Below are 19434 nucleotides of genomic sequence, written 5' to 3' on the forward strand. Positions count from 1 at the left end.
TGATCACCCTAACCGGAACGCCACGGTGAACGCGGCTCCGCCTTCCGGCGCCGGGCCCGCCGTCACCGTGCCGCCCATGCGGGTGACCAGGCCGTGCGCCAGCGCGAGCCCGATACCCGAGCCGACCGGGCGGCGGTCGCGGTAGCGCCGGTTCAGCACCCCGCGCTCGAACGCGACCGGGTAGTCCTCCGGCGCGAGGCCGGGCCCGCCGTCGCGCACCGCCAGCCGGGCTTGGCCGCCGTCCGCGACCAGCGAGAACACGATCGGCGCACCCGCCGGGGTCACGCGCAGCGCGTTCTCGGCCAGTCCGTCGACGACCTGGCGGAGCCGCCGCGGATCGGCGATCACCGGCACCTCGCCGGGCGGCCGCTCGACCACGAGCGTGACGTCCTGCCGCGCGCACCGCAGCCGCCAGACGTCCGCGCATTCGTCGACCAGCGCGGCGAGATCGAGACGCGCCGGGTCGAGGCGGAACTCGTCCGCGCCCAGCCGCGCCAGCTCCAGCAGGTCGCTGACCAGGCGTTCCAGCCGTCCGGCCTCGCGATGGATGGTCTGCCCGGCGCGGCGCGCGTCCTCGCCTTCGGCCACGCCGTCACCGATCGCCTCGGCGAACCCGGTGACCGCGGTCAGCGGCGTCCGCAGTTCGTGAGACACCGAAAGCAGGAACTCGCGCTGCCGCGCCTCGCTGTACTGCAGGGCGTCGGCCAGTTCGTTGACCGATTTCGCCACGTCCGCGACCTCGGACGGGCCTTCCACCGGAACGCGCAGGTCACGGCGCCCGGCGCGCATCCCGCCCGCCACCGACGCGACCCGGCGCAACGGCCGCGACAGCATCCGGCTCAGCACCAGCCCGGCGATCGCCGCGACCGCCAGCCCGGCGCCGAGCGCGAGCACGATGTTGCGCACCAGCGTCCGGCCGCGTGCCTCGCCGATCTCCGTCGACTGGACCAGCGCGAACGCGGCACCTCTCGTGCCCACCGTGCGGGCTTCGACCAGGTACTCCCGGCCCTCCACCGTCACCGTGCCCGAGCGGGCGAACCCGGTTTCGGTGGCGGCGATCGCCGCGTCGGTCCCGGCGCCGCCGAGTGTCCCGTTCGGACGGCGGACGACGACGTCGATCCCTTGCCCGCGAACGACTTCGGCGACCTTGCCGACGTTGAGCCGGTTGCCGATCCCGGTCTCGTCGAGCTGGCTCGCGACCACGTCGGCCTGCGCCGAGAGCGACTGCCGGAGCACGTCGGTGCCGGTGGTGCGGATGAGCCGCGCCGCGACCAGCCCGGCGACCACCACCGCGACCGCGGCGATCGCGAGGCACACCACGGTGATCCGCAGCGCGAGTGACGTCCGGTTCATCCGGCGTCCGCCGCGTAGCCGATCCCGCGGACCGTCCTGATCGGACTGTGCTCGCCCAGTTTCCCGCGCAGCTGGGCGATGTGGACGTCGACGGTCCGCGTGCCCGCCGACGCCGCGTAACCCCAGACGGAGCTGAGCAGCTGTTCGCGGCTGAACACCTGGCCGGGCCGTCGCGCCAGATGGGTCAGCAGATCGAATTCGGTCGATGTCAGCGCGATCTCGGTGCCGCCCGCCCAGGCACGACGCTGGGTGACATCGACCCGGACGTCGCCCGCGGTGTAGGTCTCGGCGGGCGACGGCGCTCCGGCGGCACGGCGCAGCACGGTCCGGACCCGCGCCGAGAGTTCACGCGGGCTGAACGGTTTCGTCAGATAGTCGTCCGCGCCGATCTCCAGGCCCAGCAAGCGGTCCAGTTCGTCGTCGCGCGCGGTCACGAACAGCACGGGCGTCCAGTCGCCGTCCGCGCGCAGGGCGCGGCAGATCTCGATACCGTCCATTCCGGACAGTCCGATGTCGAGCACGATCGCGACCGGGCGCAGCCGCCGGATCGTGGCCAGTGCCGCGCCGCCGTCCGCCTCCACGTGCACGCCGAACCCGTCCCGCCGCAGGTACAGCGAGGCGAGCTCGGCGATCGCGGGGTCGTCCTCGACGACCAGCACCAGCCCGCGTCCCGGTTGTGTCGTCACCGGCCGATCCTGTCACGGGGCCGGGTCGCCGGCCATGTCCTGCTCGATCGAGTCGAGGGTGTGCTGGACGTCGCTCAGCTGCCCCGGCGCCGGGCTCGACGCGGGCTCGTCGTCGGAACACGCGGCCGTGCCGAACAGCGCGAGCGCGGTGAAACCGGCGGCCAGGAGGCGTTTCACTTGCCCGCCTTGCAGTGCGCGGCGGCGAACGCGTCGAGCTTCTGCTTCGCCGCGGTGAGTTCGGGAAGCCGCCCGTTGCGTTTGTCGGCGCGCTTCTGGAGCCTGTCGGCGGTGTCGTTGTGGCCCTTCTTGCGCTGGCCTTCGGCCCTGGCCTTGAGGTTCGCCACCGAGCCGCGGACCTCGGGGCCGCCGTTGATGCGTTCGGTGAGCTTCGTGGTGCGCTGGGTGAGCTTGGGCAGCCATTCGGCGCACAGCGTCTGGGACTCTTCGGGGCTCAGGGTGATCGGTGCCTGGGCCGAGGCTGCGGGGGCGAGAGCGACGAGGCCGGCCGCGGTGAGGCAGACGGCGATGGTGTGTTTCAGCATGCGAAGAGCGTGGCGCGGCCGGATACGAGGAATGTGGGGGAAATGTTCGGGTTTTGTAAGCGATACTCGGACGATGGGGCTCAAGACCTTGACCGCCACCGTCGTGGCGACACTGCTGTTCACCGCCGCGCCCGCCGTCGCGTCATCCGGGCTCGTCCTGCGTGACGGCGTCAGCGCGCCGGTGTTCTCCTACGAGAAGGCCATCCGGGAGACCGCCTGGGTGGAGACCGGCCAGGACCTCGACCGCGACGGGCAGACCGACCGCGTCGCCGCCGACATCATCCGCCCGGCGGAACCGGCCGCCCGCGGGCAGCGCGTTCCGGTGATCATGGACGTCAGCCCGTACTTCGAGAAGGTCGGGCGCGGCAACGAGCGCCAGCCGAAGACGTACCTCCCCGACGGCACGCCGTCGCAGTTCCCGCTCTTCTACGACAACTACTTCGTCCCGCGCGGGTACGCGGTCGTGCTGGTCGACGTCGGGGGCACCAACCGCTCGTCCGGGTGCTTCGACGACGTCGCGTCCGGCAACGGCGTCGTGAACTGGCTCAACGGGCGCGCGCGGGCCTTCCGCACGCCGTTCGGGCCCGAGCGGGTCCGCGCGGGCTGGGCGAACGGGTCGGTCGGCGCGATCGGGAAGTCGCAGGACGGCGCGACGGCGATCGGGATGGCGGCGTCCGGGATCGAGGGACTGAAGACCATCGTGCCGATCGCGGGGGTCAGCTCGTACTACGAGGTGCACAACTCCCACGGCGCCTACTTCGGCTGGGCCGGCGGTCCTGGGTTCTACAACGAGCGCGCCGAGAAGCTGTGCCGCCCGTTCGAAGAGGACAACGCGCGGCGCGCGGGGACGGACGGGAACTTCAACGAATACTGGCGCGGGCTCGACTACGTCGCGAAGACCGGCAAGGTGCGCGCCAGCGTTTTCGCGTCCATGGGCTTCCACGATCTCAACGTCAACCCGATCCAGTTCGGACCCTGGTGGGAGGCGCTGAACGCCTACGGTGTGCCGCGCAAGGCGTGGCTGCACCAGGCGGCGCACGTCGATCCGTTCGACCTCGACCGGTCGCTGTTCGTGCGGACGCTGCACCGCTGGTTCGACCGCTGGCTGCTCGGCGTCCGCAACGGCGTCGAGACCGAACCCGCGATCCGGATCGAGCACACGCCGGACCGCTGGACCGACGAACGCCGGTGGCCGCCTGTCACGGCGACACGCGTTTTGTGGCCATCGGAGGCGGGCGGGCTGGGGAATCGCCCGTCGCCGGGCACGGCTTCGGTGACCGACGATCCGGCGCGCGGCGCGTCGCAGTGGGTGGAGAACCCGTCGCAGCCCAGCCCGGATCGGGTCGTCTTCGCCGGTGAACCCGTGCGGGCGGACACGCGCGTGGCCGGGACCGCCACCGTGACGGTGACCGCCCGTTCGGACAAGCCGGGCGCGCGGCTCGGCGCGGTGCTGGTCGACTACGGGCCCGCGACCGTGCGGAACACGAAGTTCCCCGCGCTCGGCACGAAGGACCTGACGACCCGCTCCTGCTGGGGCGCGGGTACCGCCGCGGACACCGGCTGCTTCCTCGACACCGTCGCCGATTTGACCACTGTGGACAAACGGATCGTCGCGACCGGCTGGGCGGATCTCGGCCACCACCGGTCACTGTGGCGGGGTGAACCGCTCGTGCCCGGCAAGGCGTACACGATGACGTTCCGGCTGAGCAGCCTCGACCACGTCGTCCCGGCGGGGCACCGGCTGGCGCTCGTCCTGGGCGGGACCGACGGGGACATGTTCGACCCGGCGCTGCCCGCGCTCGGTTCCAGGGTGACGTTCGAGCTGGGCGGGACTTCGCTTTCGGTGCCGGTCGCCGGTCGCGTTCAGTCCTCCGAACGCGAGTGGGGAGGGGCGTCGTCTGGCTAAGGTCGGAATCATGAGCCTGCCCGACTTCTGGCTGCGCCGGCCGCCCATCCCGACGTCGGCCGCCTTGCGCGAGCGGTTCGACGCGATGCTGGACGAAGCGCTCGCGGCCGGCCCCGACCGGCCCGTCGACTATCACGTCGACGCCCCGAAATGGCAGCTCCTGTGCCATGTCGCCGACCGCGCTGACTTCGTCCTGCACGGCTCGGGGAACCCGGGTATCACCGAATTCGTCCCGCGCCGTCCGCCGGACATCACGGACTTCGGAAGCCGGCTCGCGGTGTTCGCGGCGGCCGACGGGATCTGGCCGATGTTCTACGCGATCCTCGACCGCGACAGCGCCCCGGTGTCGATGTGCAACGCCTGCGTGCGAGCGGGTGGCGAGGCCCGTTACCACTTCTCGATCAGCGCGCCCGCCCTCGCCCGGCGGCCATGGCGGGCGGGCACGGTGTATCTGCTGCCTTCCGCCACGTTCGAGCGGGAGCCGGCGGACGGGGAGATCCGATCGACCCAGACCGCCAGCCCGGTAGCGGTCCGGCCGGTCGCCAAGCTCACCGTCCGGCCGGACGACTTCCCTTTTCTCGACGACGTCCACGGCCATCGGGACGCGGAGCTGCTCGCCAGGGCGGCCGCCGCCCCGGACGGCTTCCCCTGGCACGAACCCCGGTGAAGGAGAACGCATGGCGAAGATCCAGCGCATTTCCGTCCACGGCCACACGAGCGCGAGCCCCGATGCCGTCTACGCCCTCCTCGTGGACCGCGAGCATTGGCCCGACTGGTCGCCCATGGGCGCGTTCCGCCTGCTGGACAAGGGGGACGACAACGGTCTCGGCGCCGTCGGCGTCTTCAGCACCAACGGCGTCAACAGCTGCGAAGAGGTCATCGCGCTCGAACCCGGCAAACGCTTCGGCTACTCCCTGAAGAAGGGGCTCCCGGTGCGGGACTACCGCGCCTACGTCGATCTCACCCCCGAGCGGAACGGCACCGCGATCCACTGGCATTCCACGTTCACCGCCAAGATCCCGGGCACCGGCTGGTTCTATCGCCGCTTCCTCGGCCACTTCATCGGGCGCATGGTCGAGAGCCTCGTGGCGCGCGCCTCGCGCGGCGCACCATAAAGTAGGCGCATGGCAGCCCCACGACGCACGCAGGAGGAACGCAGCGCCGCGATGCGCGTCAGGCTGCTCGACGCCACGATCGACTGTCTCGTCGAGTACGGCTACGCGGGCACGACGACCACCCGCGTCGCGGATCGCGCGGGGGTGACCCGCGGCGCCCAGGTGCACCACTTCCCGACCAAGACCGACCTCGTCACCTCCGCGATCCGGCATCTCGCGGCCAAGCGCACCGAGGTCGCGATGGCGGAGATCGACCGGCTCAAGGCCTCGGCCGACCCGGTCGGCGACGCGTTGCAGCTGCTGTGGGAGATGCACCAGGGGCCGGTCTTCTCGGCGACCGTCGAGCTGTGGGTGGCGTCGCGGACCGACGCGGAACTGCGTGCCCAGATGGCGGTGGTCGAGCCGATCGCGACGAGCAGCCTGGTCGAGTTCGGCAAGGCCCTGCTGCCGGACCATTCGGCGCATCCGGAGTTCCTGCACGCGGTGTACACGGCGATGGACGTCGTCCGCGGCATCCTCATCGCCAGCTGGGCGACCCGAGACCAGACCGAACTGGAGGCGCGCTGGGAGCGTGGCCGCCGTCACCTGATCCTGCTGTTCGAGGCGTTGATGCAGCCCGCTCCCTCTCGCTGAGCGTGTTACTCTCCCCGGGAGAGTGAGGAGGTCACGTGCTCGGAAACCCGTACGACCCCGACTGCCCGACCCGCGCGCTGCTCGACCGCATCGGCGACCAGTGGACCGTGCTGATCGTCGGCGTGCTCGGCGACGGCCCGCTCCGGTTCACCGAGATCGGCAAACGCGTGCGCGGCATCTCGCAGAAGGTCCTCACCCAGACTCTGCGCAGCCTCGTCCGGGACGGGATCCTGACGCGCACCGCGTACCCGGAGATCCCTCCGCACGTGGAGTACGAGCTGACCGCGCTCGGCCGCAACCTCGCCGAACCGCTGGAGATGCTCGACAAATGGGCTCGCGTCCACATGGGCGAGGTGCTCGACGCGCGTAAGAACTACGACGGTCAGCTCACCGCCTGACCGAACAGCCGGTCGAGGTGATAGTCCACTGTGGACAGCGCCTCGTCCGGCGTGCGGTGCTTCATCACGATGTTGGTGCCCTGTGAATCGGCGAGCGCCCAGAGGATCGCGGACTCGTGCATCGGATCGGCCGACTTGTCGACATCGCCCGCCTCCTGGCCCTGGCGGATCAGGATCGCGAACAGCTCGAACAGCTGGGGGACGCCGTCGGTGAACGCGGCCGCGAAGGACGGGTCGGAGATCGCGCGGATGAAGAACGCGACGCCCATCAGCCAGTCGCCGCGGCGGCGCTCGTCGAGCGGCAGGATCTCGACCATGATCGCGCGGAGGATGGCCTTGGGCGTCGACGGCAGTTCGCCGGCCTCCAGCTGGGCCTTGATGCGCTCCTCGTACACCTGTGAGCGGCGTTCGACGGCGAACAGCAGCATCTCGTCCTTGGTCTTGAAGTAGTGCTGCACCAAGCCCATCGACATGCCCGCTTCGGCGGCGACGTGCCGGAGGCTGACTCCTTCGAGGCCCCGCGTGGCCGTCAGCCGCGTCAGCGCCTCGGCGATCTCCGCGCGCCGCGCGCCGTGATCCACCTGTTTCGGCACCTTCACCATCCGTTCCGCCGTTTGCAATGCGATCGCATTGCCACTACGGTCGCAGGTTATTACGATGCGATCGCATTGTAAACGATCGTCGGGGTGAACTCGGTGGAAGCCGAACGGGGGAAGGTGCGGCTGAGGCCGCCGCGGAACGCGCTGGATCAGCGGGTCGTGGGCTGGTGGCGGCTGCAGGGAACGCTTTTCTGGGGTGCGCCGGTGCTGGTGCTGGTGGTGCTCGGGCTGCTGATCGCGCCCGCGCGGTCCTGGCTGCTGACGCCGGCGGTGGTGTTCGCGGTGGCGGGTCTGATCTGGGTGATCGCGATGCCGCTGTGGTGGTTCAAGGTGCATCGCTGGGAGGTCACGGAGACGGCGGTGTACGCGCGCTCCGGGTTCTTCTGGCAGGAGTGGCGCGTCGCGCCGATGTCGCGGATCCAGACCGTGGACACCCTGCGCGGGCCGCTGCAGCAGGTGTTCAAGCTCGCGACCGTCACGGTGACCACGGCGTCGGCGCGGGGCGCGGTCAAGATCCGCGGGCTCGACCACGAACTGGCCGCGAGCCTGGCGGAGCAGCTCACCGAAACGACGCAGGCGACGCCAGGGGACGCGACATGACCTCGGGTGAGTTCGAGGGCTGGAACACACTCGACAAGCGGACGCTCGCGGTCACCGCGGTGATGATGACCGGTGCGGCCGTCGGTGCCGCGATCCCGACCACGGCGGCGATCGTGGGCGGAGGCGCGAGGTTCTGGGTCGCGCTCGCCTGGGTCGTGGCCGGCGGGCTGGTCCTCGTCGCCGGCGGCGTGCTGGCGGACCTCTTCTACTGGAAGGGGGTCCGCTACCGCGTCACGCCGGAACGCTTGGAGACGGCGTTCACCCTGGTCTTCCGCTCACGGAAATCCCTGCAGCGCGAGCGGATCCGCAACGTCGACCTGACGGCGAACCCGCTGCACCGGCTGTTCGGCGTCGCGGTGGTGACCATCGGCACCGGCTCGCACGAGTCGGGCGGGCAGGGCCGGATCAAACTCAACCCCGTCTCGCGTGCCGAAGCCGAGCGGCTGCGCGCGGAACTGCTGCGCCGCGCGGAGATCACGGAGACCGACGAGGACGCCCCGCTCGCCGAACTCGACCGGAGCTGGATCCGCTACGCGCCGATGTCGTTCTTGACCCCGGCGCTGGGCCTCGCGGCGGGTGGTGGCCTCATGCAGGTCTCCGAATGGGCGGGCCTGCGGAAGGGCCTGATCGACTGGGTGATCGGCCTGTTCCGCGGTATCCCGCTGGTGGTGGCGATCCTGATCCTGCTGGCGATCGCGATGGTCGTCGGCCTGATCGGCGCGCTGGGCCTGTGGGTCGAGATGTGGTGGAACTACCGGCTCGACCGCGAACCCGGCGGCACGCTGCGGGTGCGCCGGGGCCTGTTCACCACGCGCTCGATCTCGATCGAGGAACGCCGGATGCGCGGGGTCGACCTCGTCGAGCCGCTCGGGAACCGGATCTCCGGCGCGGCACGCGTCGACGCGATCGCCACCGGTATGCGCCAAAGCGACGACAAGGACAAGACCGACTACCACACGCTTCTGCCGGCCGCGCCGGTCGCGACGGCCAACCGGATCGCCGCGGCGGTGCTGCGCGAACCGGTCTCGCCGGCCGAAGCGGTCCGGCTCACCGGGCATCCGCGAGCCGCGCGGGGACGGCTGCTGCGCTGGTGGATCGGCTCGGTGGTGGTCTTGCTGGCCATCTTCGCGCTCCTCGGCTTCCTGCTGACCGGCGTCCTGCTGGTGATCGGCGCCGCGCTCGGCGTGGTGCTGCTGCCCGCGTCGGTGCTGCTGGCGCTGGACGCCTATCGCAACCTCGGGCACGGGATCACCGGGCGGTACCTGGTCGGGCGGCACGGGACCGTGCGGCGGAGCACGTTCGCCCTGGACCGCGACGGCGTGATCGGCTGGACGGTGAAGCAGTCGATCTTCCAGCGGCGCAAGGGTTTGCTGACCGTCGTGGCGACCACGGCCGCCGGTGCCGGGGCGTATTCGGTGTACGACGCGGGGGAGGAGCAGGGGCTGCTGTTCGCGGAGGAGTCCGTGCCAGAGCTGCTGACGCCGTTTCTGGAACGGGCCTGACCCTCGTGAGTGGCAAGGACGGTTCTAGCCAACCCTCTCTTGTCGACCTACGGTTGATCTATGGCGATCAATCATCAGGTTAGTGCAGGTCAGGGTGGTCGGCAGCCGGTATTGGACTCGTACGCGCGACTGTCCCGCAACCAAGCGGGCAAGCTGGAGAAGTGCGAAACCCAGCACGCCGACAACCGTGAGGTGATCGAACGGTTGGGCGGCGTGCTGGGCGAGGAGATTTCCGACCCGAAGCTCTCGGCGTGGAACCCGAGGGTTCGTCGTCCGGGGTGGGAACGGATCATGAAGCGAGTTGCGGCGCGGGCGTGTGACGGGGTGGTGTTGTGGAACACCGACAGGGGGTGGCGTCGCTCGCCCGACCTGGAGGACATGTTCAAGGTGATCGAGGGGTTCGACTCGTTCACTGTGGCGTCGTCACATGGGCGATATGACCTCTCGGACTACAACGATCGCTATCAGCTGCGGCAGGAGGTCGCCCACAACCAGCGCAACTCCGATGAGGCATCTCAGAGGATCTCGCGCCGGTTCGAGACGCTGCGCAAACGGGGCGTTCCGCATCACCAGGGCAGAACGTTTGGGTTCCCCGGGCTGGACCGGACGGTGTCGAAGGACAACGCACTGGACGAGAACGGCAAAGACACCCGTAAGCAGGTTCCGGCGGAACTGGTGGAACGGGAACGCGCAGCGCTACGGTCCGGCACTGATGCCTTGCTCGCGGAAGTGACACTGATCGCGCTGCACGACGAGTGGAAGGCCGCCGGGCTGCGCACGGTCACGGGAAAGGTGTTCTCGCCTGTGCAGATCAGGGAGGTACTGCTGAGGCCTCGCAATGCCGGGTTGATCGAGCACGACGGCGAGGTCGTAGGGCACATGCCCGGTGAGCCGATCATTGACCCGATCAGGTTCGAGCGGTTGCGCGCGATGTTTGCTGGACGCACGCGAGGCAAGCAGGCGGGGCACAGCTATGTCGGCTCGGGGATCGCGACATGTTCCCTATGCCGGAAGTCGCTGTCCGGCCGTCCGCATGTTGGGGAGTACAAGGATGGGCAACGGCGACGACAGTACGCGTGCACGAAAGCGCGTGGCGGGTGTGGCAAGGTCGCAGCCGACATGCGGATGCTTGATCGCGAGATTCGCGGCATCGTGATCGCTCGCTTGTCGGACAAGAGCCATGCAGCGGCGATTAAGGCAGCACGGGCCCGAATCTCCGATCGGCTCAAGCAGGTGCAAGAAGCACTCACCAAATGCAACGCTCGACTTGAGGCGATCGCTGCGAAGTTCGGGGCCGACAAGATGACCGAAGCGGCGTACGACAAGGCCAACGAACCGGCCATGAAAGAACTTGCGCGACTGGAAGCCGAGCGCGACGAACTGACCGGAGGAAATCCAGAAGGACCCACAGAACCCTTGACCCGCCAAGAAGCCGCCGAGAAGTGGGATGGCGCCGAAGTCTCCGAGAAACGCGCCTTACTGCTAGACGCGCTCGGTGCCGACGCCCTCATAGTAGACCCATCTACTAAAGCCGGGTTTCGCACTTTCGATAAAGATCGAGTTCGCGTCGAGTTGCGCAACCATGTGAGCAACCGAAGCAAGACGAACTGACCAGGCAGCATTCATGCCAGAGCCTGCAAAGACTAAGGCTTATGCTGCCTGGCCAGGCTATTACTTGTCTTCCGACGATGCGTTTGCGCTGCTTGCACCACTCGGAGTCTTCGGGCCAACAGTTGGCTCTTTTGAGCCTCCTGACGAAGGATTACGCCCACGCTCCTCCGTGTTGGAACGCGGATGTCCACCACCCGTAACGGACCGCTGAGGACGTCCTGTCCGCTGATCGTCACTCACTATTAATACTCCTTAACTTCTTGTTTCTCTGTTTCAGGGGGTTCAACCGACGACCCATCTTCAACTTGATCTGGCATTGATAGCCATTCGACAACTACACCGTCCGACACTGGTATGTACACCCCGCGTGTGCCCTGGATCTTATGAAGAAAGACTCCCTTTTCATTCAGGGCCCACTGAGAGCGTATAAAAATATCCTTCGGCTCCGGGTAGCCGCTCACGAAACTTTGTTCGTCAATCCATCCGCCGAAGTATACGCCATCCGACAAGCGAACGCGGATAAAGCACCCGCCCTCACGAGCAATGTAATCCCAGGCGGTCGGAGTGGTCCTGTAGTGGATTTTTAGCGCGTCGGCAAGGCGCTTCTTTATGGAAATTTCGCGAGATGTTTCACGAAATGCCGATTGAAAATGTACGCAGAATGCCGCCAGTGCGGGCACTGCTCCCGCCAAGAGAGCCACCCAGAGTGCGATCTCACGTGGATTTGCGGTAAATATTGAAAGCAACGACGCTTGACGTCCCGGCGCAGGATGCGCGAGTTGAACTAACTTGGGCCCAAAGGCCAAGGCGTATAGTACGTCAAGTGCAGCGCCGACTGCGATTGCGCGCAAGATGCGAGTGCTAGCGTCCTTGTCTTCCGGGGTTGGGCCGCGTAGACGCTGCAAGGTTGTACCAAAGACAATACCCGGTAGTACCAGGGCGACGGCGACTATTAACTGGTACGAAGTTCCCGGAATCAAAAAGCAACCTCCCGCGCCGAAGTCGTCATCGCGTATCCGCCTCCACGGGCAAGCATCCTGCGTCCCCCGGTGACGGCACCCTTCCTTGAGGTCATTCAGGTTGGCGCGCGTTACCTTGGGCTTGTCGAACGACAATACGCTTAGGGTTCCAGGTTGTCACCCCGTCATCTCGTGCGAGGTAGCCTAGCTACCGCCGCGCAGAAGATGAGAGATACTGGACGTCGACATAGCCAGAAGCGCCACTCTGGAAATTCCGTGCACGAAAGGATTGCAGATTGACAAGAATTAACAATCTGGATGAACTTGACATACTGGTCGACCTGGCGTTCAGGGTGGCAGTGGATGTGCTGCAAAAGTCGGCTGAGCTAGACAGGTCTGGCCACGAATTTAAAACAATCTCACTGCCTGCGTTTGTTGATGATCGCGTCGATTATCGCACCGTGAAGTCGGGCGCCAGCGTGGAGCGCGCACTAGACCTCGACGGCGCTTTCACAAACGATAACAGGTGGGGCACGAAATACCAGTACTCGGAGCTTGATGGATTCGAAGCCCTTATAAATTATGTAATTGACCATGATGACCTCAAGCGATTTCATTCCCTCGCTGGCGGCAGGGACGAGTTCATGGAACACGTCCTACGTGTTAACGTAGGAAAGCTTCCTGTTATTGCAGCCGAGAAGCATGTCTTTGAGAACGGCTGGGAACTGAACACCGAGGCGCTTCGAGAGCATGTTCTCAAGTTAGCGGCCTGGTGGGTTCTTGATGAGGTTCCGATAAGGCTAGTGGTACCAATTCTCAATATTTCATTCGAATCCGATCGAATCGAATTAGACGAGAAAACATTTATTGAGCGAATGGATGACGGGCTTCAGCTTGCGCGCGCATCTGGAAACCCTCGCGTGAGCGCCTATAAGGAGCTAATTCCCATGGCCACACATGCGATAGTGCTGGAAGGATGGACCCTCCCGAACCCAACTGCGTTAACTTGGCTATGGACTCCGGAGGATAGTCCAATCGAGGCCCCTGTTCTAGATAGATTCTTTCAGGTCTTATCAACATTTGCCGAAGAGCCAACCGGATATGTGCAGGTCCTATATCGCCCTGTAGGATGGAGTCATGAGTTTACGGGCCCACTTCCCGAGGTGCTCCCAGGTCCATTCTTGCCGCATTATTCAACCGCTTTAAAGGCCGCAACCGAGCCCACAAAGACTCTAAGCGGATCAGAGATTGAGCTATTGCGAGAAGGCTTTACCTCCCTGGGACAGCAGGAGAATATTGTTTCGGTAGCGGCACAGCGCTTACTGGACGCGGAGCGGCGTCCGAGTGACGTTGACAGACTTCTGGACCTCTGCATTGGAATTGAAGCTTTAGTTGCGGGCAATCCAGGTGACGCCACATACAAGGTGGCCATACGTATAGCAGCAGTCCTCGCTGAACTTGGAATAAGCAATTCCGCCGAAGTGATCGAGGCGTCCAAGTCTCTATATTCCCTGCGATCTGCCATTGTTCACGGTCGCAAGAGGCCCGCTAAGGCTGTGAATGTAACCCTGCACGGCCGTCAAGTAGATACTATCGAAGCGGCCAGGTACTTTCTTCGGAATCTTCTCCGTGCCAGATTGCAGTGGCCAGAGCTCACAACGGATGATATCGATTCAAGAATAATTGCTGGCGCACTGGCATTGTGGGGCAGGCGGTTGAATCGACTCGCGACCAGGGTGTCGAAACCGAGCAAGTTAGTTCCAGTGATAACACCAATGGGCCAAGTGACTCCTAGGCGAGATCGGATTCCTTGCTATTCTAAATAAAAGCTGACACCGAGTGGTTACTGCGAACCTTCCGGGAAGTAAAGTTAGTAAACTTATTGAATAGTGGCTCATCACCCTAGTTTAGAATAATGAGCCACTATTCAGGCCTGCTTCCAGTTTTCTGCAAGACGTGTCTCGATTCGGTTAAGAACTATCGCGATCGCCTGAATCTGTTCGTCTGTCATCGGCGGCCAATCGGCCATGATTACCGCCCAGCGGTCGACCGCTTCCGCGTCCAAACGCGCCTGCTCTTCGGCGTAGCTCTCCCGCTTGTCAGCCGTCATCCGGCGCCGCCTCACCCGCTGTGACACGTTCGATGGCGGCCCGGACATCGGCTGTGAGGTAGCCGCGTACGCGTTTGGTCTCCCCGTCAATACCAGGTACGCGTTCCCTGCTTGGGCGGCATCCGTAGTCGCCCATCGCTCGCCCGAACGCGGTCGGTTCGACGTCGAGCGCATCGACCAGTTCGGACGTCGGCACGAACGCCCTGCCGCCGTCATCCAGGTCGTCACCGAGGTAGGCGACGACGGACGCGAGCGGTTCCGGTAGCTCCACGACGTCCGCCGGGGCCGGTGTCCGCCCGGTGGTGGCCCCCGTGCCGATCGCGCGAGCGACGGCGGCGTGATCGAGTGTGGGTGTGGTGTCGTGCCCCGCCGCGTGTCCGGACAGTGTCCCGGCCGCTTCGCGCAGCGCGCGGCCTTGTTGGCAGATCGCCTGCCAATCCTCGTTCGGCATGTAGTAGGTCCGGACCGTCATCGCGAGCACATCGGCCCCGGCGGCAGTGTCCCCGTCCGGCCGCAAGATGCCCACGCCCTTGTGCGACGGGAGGAGACGGCTGGAGTCGTAGCCCCGGGTGTTCATCTGCTCTCCGAGCACGATGTTGGAGTCTCGCCAGTCCATCACCCGCAGGGCGAACCGTGAGCCGAGTACCGCGCGCAGACCGGACGGGATGGTCTTGGAGTCCGGCCGTTGTGTGGCGAGGACAAGCACGATTCCGGCGGCTGGTCCTTTCTTCGCCAACCAGGTCAGCAACTCGCCGATGTACTCACCCGCAGGGACCTTCTTTCCTTGCACGACAACAGGTGTCCGGTCCTCTAGCGGTAGCTGGACCTCATCGATGATGATCGCTGTTATCGGCATGTTCAGAGCGTTGTCCCGGACATGTCCGGGGTGACCTTGGATTCCGGGCACGTCAGGTCGTCAAGGTCCCGCATCCGCCGGTATCGGCCCTGAACCTCCGCGACCAGCTCAACGAGCCAGTCCACTAGCGACAAGACGTGCTCGGGTTCGTCGCCGGACATGAACCGATGCGCCAGCTGGCCAGCTGCGTCCCAGTCCTTACCTCCCTTGAAATCCGCCACGTACAGCCGGACCCACGCGTCCAAGATCAGGCCTGCTGCGGCGAGGCGTGCCGCGAATGTCTTTCCCTGTCTCGGAATCGCGCCGATCAGAAGCGACGTCCACACCAACGGCAGATCGATCCGTCGATCCCGTGCGTCACGACCGAACGGCACCGCCCGCCACGCATCCCATCTCGTCACACCCAACAACGGTGTCCGCAATGGAGGGGATGCGTACGGGTCCTCATCGGCGACCCACATCGACACGCGCCCGGCGTGTCCGCCGTTACCCCGGACACGTTCCACGATGAGCTGTACCTCATCGACCGCCAGCGCTGACGCGAGGGCTTCGCGGTTCTTCACCACGTCGGCCGCCTTGCGCGTGGCCGGAAGGTCGACCGTGATCGCCCAGCCGTCACCGATCCGGTGCGCTCGCTCCACCAGACGCAGGCTCTCGTCCTTCCCGATCAGCTTCGCGTCCCGGAACGCGTCCACCAGCACTTGCGGGTCCATCGTCCACGTCAGCGAGCGCGGACCCGCCAGCGCCGGTTTTCGGCCCGGTGTGCCGTCCTTACGGCGACCGAGGATCGCCAGCGTCACCGATGCGGCGGCTCCGGCTATCCACAGTGGATCGCTCCCGTACACGAGATGGACGATCGCGACCGCGACAGCCGCCACGACGAGTACCGCGCCGGTGACCTTCCATCGGAACAAGGTCAGTTCACGGATGTCCGTGAACTTGTCGGCGAGCTTGTCCGACTCTTCGGCCGCCGTGCGGTAGTCCCGCACCGTGACCCACGTGCGCCACCACCGGGCACCGGCCACGAGACCACGTACGACCGCGCGGAGATAGCGCCACGGCGACTTCAGCACCGCCACGACCGCGTCTTTCAGGGCCTGTACCGCCTGAGGCTTGCTCTTCAGCCACAACGGCACCAGAGGCGAATGCAGCCACCACCGCACCAACCGGCGCCGGACCGTCCGGCCGCGAGGCTGCGGCAACGTGTCATCGATCAGCTCAGCGTCGAGCACTGGCCCGATGTGTTCTAGCTCTCCTGAATCCTTGTGTGCCAAGGCAGACGTGCCGTTCACGGTCTTGTCGTCCGCGTTCATCGGCGACCACCACCACCACGGGATGTGGTGTCCAGCGATGTCACGGTGAGCGCGCGAGTCAGCACGTGTGCCGCGATCAAGTCCGGCACTGCGAGCACCACGAGCAGCAGCGTTGGATTGCCGGGGTGGGTGATCACCAGCCACTGAACGCCCACGAACGCGGCGCCCGTGAACAGGACGCGTCCGGCAAGCGAGACGACCCGGACGCCTGCCCTGGCCACGTCGGCCGCCTGCCGTGCTTTCCGGGCGCTGAACCGCCACACCACGAACAGGACGAGCAGGACACCGATTCCGGCGAGGATCTGTGTCGGCGTGAGGTTGACCGTCATCGCACCTCACCGCCCCGGCTGCGGCGCCAGACCGGATACAGGGCCCGTCGATCCGTGTCCGGCAACGCGCCCCACACTCCGACCGTGTTCGCTCCAGCCGTCCGCAGGTCGAGTTCAAGGCACTCGTCGATCACCGGGCATCCCGCGCACAGTCGTGCGGCTAGCTCCCGGTCTGGCGGGTCGTCTCCGGTCAGTTCCGGCATGTCGGTCCTGTCGAACGCCCAGAAACACAGGCCATCCCTGGTCACCGCTTCGGCCAGGACGTCGTCCGGGACGCTGGCGTAGCGGTCAAGCCGGGCGGTCATCTCCGTGTATTCGTCGTGGTTCATCGCGCACCGCCGTCGAGCACGCGCCGGAGAGCGGCGGCCGGAATCACCAGACGGGAGCGGCGCCGGACGAGAGGCAGTACACCGAGCCGGATAGCGCGGTGGATCTGGTCGCGGTCGACGCCCAGAATCCACGCCGCGTCCGCTACCGAGTAGAACGCCGGATGCCCGGCGCCGTGAGTTGTCTTTTTCATCAGAATGAAGTCCTAACGTGAGATCGCTGATTTAGTCGCGAAAAAAGAGCTGATTTAGTCGCACAATGGCGTGAGAATGGTCCGAATGAGCGCCACGGCCCGTCGCCGGCGCCGCGGAATCGCCTTAAGCGCTAATGTCGGCGCTGAGGCGGACCACGGAGGAATGGGTGTCGGAAGATTGGGCGGCGGTCGCGAAGGCCATCAACGAGCGCGTCAGCGAACTCGGATGGAAACAACGCGAACTGGCCGAACGCTCGCAGGTTTCGCAGGCGATCGTCCGCGAAATCCAGAACCACACTGTCGAGCGCAAGCGCAGCGATCGCACGCTTGAAGCGCTCGCGTTGGCCCTTGGCCTGCACCCGCAACACCTGCTGGCCGTCTTGCATGGACGGATACCGCCAGCGTTGGGGCAGCCCCGTGAGGACATGGAAGACGCGGTATCGGCCCGGCTGGCAGTGATCGAACGACGGTTGTCCGAGATCACCGAGCAGCTCGCGGATCTGCGGACCGACGTCGCCGAACTGGTCAGCCGTGACAGGAATTCCGGCGTGTAGCGGGAGTTCCGTTTTCCGGTCGGCTCGAATAGCCGTCCGGCAAGGGTTCGTGTCGTATGTCATGCCTCTAAGAAACGGCATTTCATCGGCCGCCGGGAGCGGGCAGAGGATGACACGACCTGTGTTATCCCGTGTTATTTCCGCAGGTCATCGCGCGCCCGAGAGTGTTAGCTCATGACCTCGAAAAGCCTCTTGCAGGCTGCGCGGCATGCACTCGGATGGGGCCAGGAAAAGCTCGCGCGGGCGATCAATGACCGCTGTCCGGGGCGTGATCTGCCCGTGCTCCCGGTCGCGAGCAGGAAGACCGAAATATCGCGGTGGGAAAACGGGCGCATCGTGCCGGAACCGCCGATGCGCGCCATCCTGCGTGAGATCTACGGCAGAACCAACGCTGAACTCGGATTCCCGGACGAGGGCGCTGACAGGGGCATCGGCGAGGAACTCGCCGAACGACTCGTCATCGCTCGCCGCGTCGACTCCCAGACCATCGCGTTGTTCCGGCAAGAGGTCGACGGCGTCAGGCACGCGGACCGGAGGTTCGGTTCCGCCGCACGTCTTGAACGACTGCGAGGTCAGATCACCGAGGTAGAAGACTTGCTACGGCACACCCTGTTGCGCCGTGACCGGGCGCCACTGGCCGGTGTCCTCACCGAGGCGTCCACATTGGCCGGTTGGAACGCGCTCGACATCGGCTCGCTTGCGCAAGCGTGGACTCATTACGACCGCGCCAAGTCGGCCGCCCTGGAATCCGGATCATCGGCATTGCTTGCCCACGCGACCGCTGAACAGGCCTTCGTCCTGATCGACGCGGGCAACGTCGATGACGCCCTGTCTCTGTTCGCCGAAGCACGCGAGATCGGCCAGCGAGCACCGCGCCTGCTGCGCGCATGGCTCGCCGCAGCGGAAGGCGAGGGATACGCGCGTGCCGGAAACGATGGTGATGCCCGCCGGGCGTTCGATGAGGCAGACGCGCTACGTCCTTCCGAGGTCGTGCACCCGGAGTTGCCGTTCCTGTTTCTCGGTGGCACGCATCTCGACCGCTGGCGAGGAAACGCACTCGTCTTGCTCGGCGATCCACAAGCGATCGCCCAGCTTGAAGGACTCGCCGACGGAATGCAGCCGTCGTTCGTCCGCGCAAGCGCGTCAATCTACGTCGATCTTGCCCTTGCCTACAGCGCGGCCGGTGACCGCGAAGCGGCCCGCACCTACGCTCAGCAGGCGCGGCGGATCATCTCGCAAGTCGGATCAGTCCGGCTGCGACGACGGCTTGAAGGTCTCGTGTTGCCCGGCGACTCACGTACGGCGTGAGTTGAGGAAGTACAGCAGGGACACCAGCGTGCCTGACCCCAAAAGCTCTTGCCGCTGCGCAAGCTCGTTAACCCGCGACAGCGGCACCCACTCGATTCGCCCGACTTCTTCGGTGTCTGTCGGGTCGCCGATGTGCTCCGCGTCGCGCCATAGGTACACGTCGACCGGGGCTGTTACCTGTCCCGGCAACGGCTCGAAGCTCACCAGGAGTTCGGGCTCGCCAACCGGGCGCCAGCCGCTTTCCTCCGCCGCTTCCCGCGCGGCAGTGTTGGCGGAGTCGTCCCCGTCATCGACCATGCCGCCAAGCAGCTCATAGCCCCACTGCTCGGTAGCGAACCGATAGCGCCACAACATGAGCGCTTCGTCTCGGTCGTTCACGATGAGCGCTATGGCGATCCGCGCCAGGTGCACGACGTGGTAGTCCCACCGCTCGCCATTCGGCGCTTCCACGTCGGTCAGCCCGACCTTGACCCACCGGTTGTCGTAGACCAGCCGCTCACCGAACGTCTTCCACGACCCATGTTCGTCAGCCACGCCGGG

The 19434-nt window shown here is 66.0% G+C and carries 22 protein-coding genes and 1 pseudogene; 11 read left to right on the forward strand and 12 right to left on the reverse strand.

Annotated elements, in window-relative coordinates; all coding sequences use genetic code 11:
* Positions 1-3 precede the first annotated feature (3 nt).
* The 4 genes from MJQ72_RS21100 to MJQ72_RS21115 are packed head-to-tail and all read right to left on the reverse strand — an operon-like array spanning position 4 to position 2581.
* Positions 4-1353, reverse strand: coding sequence for a HAMP domain-containing sensor histidine kinase (locus MJQ72_RS21100; RefSeq protein ID WP_240601088.1), 1350 nt, complete (start codon positions 1351-1353; stop codon positions 4-6).
* Positions 1350-2039, reverse strand: coding sequence for a response regulator transcription factor (locus tag MJQ72_RS21105; RefSeq protein ID WP_240601089.1), 690 nt, complete (start codon positions 2037-2039; stop codon positions 1350-1352). Before MJQ72_RS21105 ends, MJQ72_RS21100 begins: the two co-directional genes overlap by 4 nt.
* 12 nt (positions 2040-2051) lie before the next feature.
* A complete protein-coding gene (locus MJQ72_RS21110) occupies positions 2052-2216 on the reverse strand; it encodes a hypothetical protein (protein ID WP_240601090.1) in 165 nt (54 codons plus the stop codon).
* Positions 2213-2581, reverse strand: coding sequence for a hypothetical protein (locus tag MJQ72_RS21115; RefSeq protein WP_240601091.1), 369 nt, complete (start codon positions 2579-2581; stop codon positions 2213-2215). The genes MJQ72_RS21110 and MJQ72_RS21115 overlap by 4 nt, the downstream gene beginning before the upstream one ends.
* 73 nt (positions 2582-2654) lie before the next feature.
* Here MJQ72_RS21115 and MJQ72_RS21120 point away from each other — a divergent pair, with 73 nt between their 5' ends.
* From MJQ72_RS21120 to MJQ72_RS21140, 5 genes are read left to right on the forward strand one after another with little or no spacing between them, the layout of a single operon-like run.
* Complete coding sequence (locus MJQ72_RS21120; protein ID WP_240601092.1) at positions 2655-4487, forward strand: CocE/NonD family hydrolase; 1833 nt, start codon at positions 2655-2657, stop codon at positions 4485-4487.
* 10 nt (positions 4488-4497) lie between these two features.
* On the forward strand, positions 4498-5154 hold the full coding sequence (locus MJQ72_RS21125) for a hypothetical protein (RefSeq protein WP_240601093.1): 657 nt from the start codon (positions 4498-4500) through the stop codon (positions 5152-5154).
* A gap of 10 nt (positions 5155-5164) precedes the next feature.
* Positions 5165-5602, forward strand: a complete 438-nt coding sequence (locus MJQ72_RS21130) for an SRPBCC family protein (protein WP_240601094.1) — start codon at positions 5165-5167, stop codon at positions 5600-5602.
* 51 nt (positions 5603-5653) lie between these two features.
* Positions 5654-6235: a TetR/AcrR family transcriptional regulator gene (locus tag MJQ72_RS21135; protein ID WP_016332589.1), complete on the forward strand. Its 582-nt coding sequence runs from the start codon at positions 5654-5656 to the stop codon at positions 6233-6235.
* 35 nt (positions 6236-6270) lie between these two features.
* Positions 6271-6633 carry a helix-turn-helix domain-containing protein gene (locus MJQ72_RS21140; protein ID WP_016332590.1) on the forward strand — a complete coding sequence of 121 codons (363 nt, stop codon included), beginning with the start codon at positions 6271-6273 and terminating at the stop codon, positions 6631-6633.
* On the opposite strand, the gene MJQ72_RS21145 is transcribed toward MJQ72_RS21140, so the two are convergent.
* Complete coding sequence (locus tag MJQ72_RS21145; protein WP_240601095.1) at positions 6618-7235, reverse strand: TetR/AcrR family transcriptional regulator; 618 nt, start codon at positions 7233-7235, stop codon at positions 6618-6620. The two genes, MJQ72_RS21140 and MJQ72_RS21145, sit on opposite strands and share 16 nt — an antisense overlap.
* 84 nt (positions 7236-7319) lie before the next feature.
* Here MJQ72_RS21145 and MJQ72_RS21150 point away from each other — a divergent pair, with 84 nt between their 5' ends.
* The 3 genes from MJQ72_RS21150 to MJQ72_RS21160 are packed head-to-tail and all read left to right on the forward strand — an operon-like array spanning position 7320 to position 10945.
* Positions 7320-7832 (forward strand): PH domain-containing protein, encoded by a 513-nt coding sequence (locus MJQ72_RS21150; protein WP_240601096.1) that lies wholly within the window; start codon positions 7320-7322, stop codon positions 7830-7832.
* Positions 7829-9334 carry a PH domain-containing protein gene (locus tag MJQ72_RS21155; protein ID WP_240601097.1) on the forward strand — a complete coding sequence of 502 codons (1506 nt, stop codon included), beginning with the start codon at positions 7829-7831 and terminating at the stop codon, positions 9332-9334. The genes MJQ72_RS21150 and MJQ72_RS21155 overlap by 4 nt, the downstream gene beginning before the upstream one ends.
* Before the next feature lie 60 nt (positions 9335-9394).
* A complete protein-coding gene (locus MJQ72_RS21160) occupies positions 9395-10945 on the forward strand; it encodes a recombinase family protein (protein ID WP_240598123.1) in 1551 nt (516 codons plus the stop codon).
* 242 nt (positions 10946-11187) lie between these two features.
* On the opposite strand, the gene MJQ72_RS21165 is transcribed toward MJQ72_RS21160, so the two are convergent.
* Positions 11188-12060, reverse strand: a complete 873-nt coding sequence (locus MJQ72_RS21165) for a DUF6338 family protein (protein ID WP_240601098.1) — start codon at positions 12058-12060, stop codon at positions 11188-11190.
* Positions 12061-12200: 140 nt separating this feature from the next.
* Between MJQ72_RS21165 and MJQ72_RS21170 the strand changes: the two genes are divergently transcribed.
* Positions 12201-13730 (forward strand): HEPN domain-containing protein, encoded by a 1530-nt coding sequence (locus tag MJQ72_RS21170; RefSeq protein ID WP_240601099.1) that lies wholly within the window; start codon positions 12201-12203, stop codon positions 13728-13730.
* Positions 13731-13831: 101 nt separating this feature from the next.
* Here MJQ72_RS21170 and MJQ72_RS21175 read toward each other — a convergent pair whose 3' ends face one another.
* From MJQ72_RS21175 to MJQ72_RS21195, 5 genes and pseudogenes are all read right to left on the reverse strand, one after another.
* Complete coding sequence (locus MJQ72_RS21175; protein ID WP_240598120.1) at positions 13832-14014, reverse strand: hypothetical protein; 183 nt, start codon at positions 14012-14014, stop codon at positions 13832-13834.
* A pseudogene (locus MJQ72_RS21180) lies at positions 14004-16183 on the reverse strand (FtsK/SpoIIIE domain-containing protein). The gene MJQ72_RS21175 and the pseudogene MJQ72_RS21180 overlap by 11 nt, the downstream one beginning before the upstream one ends.
* Positions 16180-16512 carry a hypothetical protein gene (locus MJQ72_RS21185; protein ID WP_240598118.1) on the reverse strand — a complete coding sequence of 111 codons (333 nt, stop codon included), beginning with the start codon at positions 16510-16512 and terminating at the stop codon, positions 16180-16182. Before MJQ72_RS21185 ends, MJQ72_RS21180 begins: the two are co-directional and overlap by 4 nt.
* Positions 16509-16841: a WhiB family transcriptional regulator gene (locus tag MJQ72_RS21190; protein WP_240598117.1), complete on the reverse strand. Its 333-nt coding sequence runs from the start codon at positions 16839-16841 to the stop codon at positions 16509-16511. The genes MJQ72_RS21185 and MJQ72_RS21190 overlap by 4 nt, the downstream gene beginning before the upstream one ends.
* Positions 16838-17032 (reverse strand): helix-turn-helix domain-containing protein, encoded by a 195-nt coding sequence (locus MJQ72_RS21195; protein WP_240598116.1) that lies wholly within the window; start codon positions 17030-17032, stop codon positions 16838-16840. The genes MJQ72_RS21190 and MJQ72_RS21195 overlap by 4 nt, the downstream gene beginning before the upstream one ends.
* 167 nt (positions 17033-17199) lie before the next feature.
* On the opposite strand from MJQ72_RS21195, the gene MJQ72_RS21200 reads away from it, so the two are divergent.
* Both MJQ72_RS21200 and MJQ72_RS21205 read left to right on the forward strand, forming a co-directional pair.
* Positions 17200-17586 (forward strand): XRE family transcriptional regulator, encoded by a 387-nt coding sequence (locus MJQ72_RS21200; RefSeq protein ID WP_240598115.1) that lies wholly within the window; start codon positions 17200-17202, stop codon positions 17584-17586.
* A gap of 174 nt (positions 17587-17760) precedes the next feature.
* Positions 17761-18894 carry a tetratricopeptide repeat protein gene (locus MJQ72_RS21205; RefSeq protein WP_240598114.1) on the forward strand — a complete coding sequence of 378 codons (1134 nt, stop codon included), beginning with the start codon at positions 17761-17763 and terminating at the stop codon, positions 18892-18894.
* Here the strand turns inward: MJQ72_RS21205 and MJQ72_RS21210 are convergent.
* Entirely contained in the window at positions 18880-19428 is a 549-nt protein-coding gene (locus MJQ72_RS21210; RefSeq protein ID WP_240598113.1) for an NUDIX hydrolase, read from the reverse strand. The genes MJQ72_RS21205 and MJQ72_RS21210 overlap by 15 nt on opposite strands.
* Positions 19429-19434 lie beyond the last annotated feature (6 nt).

This window comes from Amycolatopsis sp. EV170708-02-1 (assembly GCF_022479115.1).
Lineage (GTDB): Bacteria > Actinomycetota > Actinomycetes > Mycobacteriales > Pseudonocardiaceae > Amycolatopsis.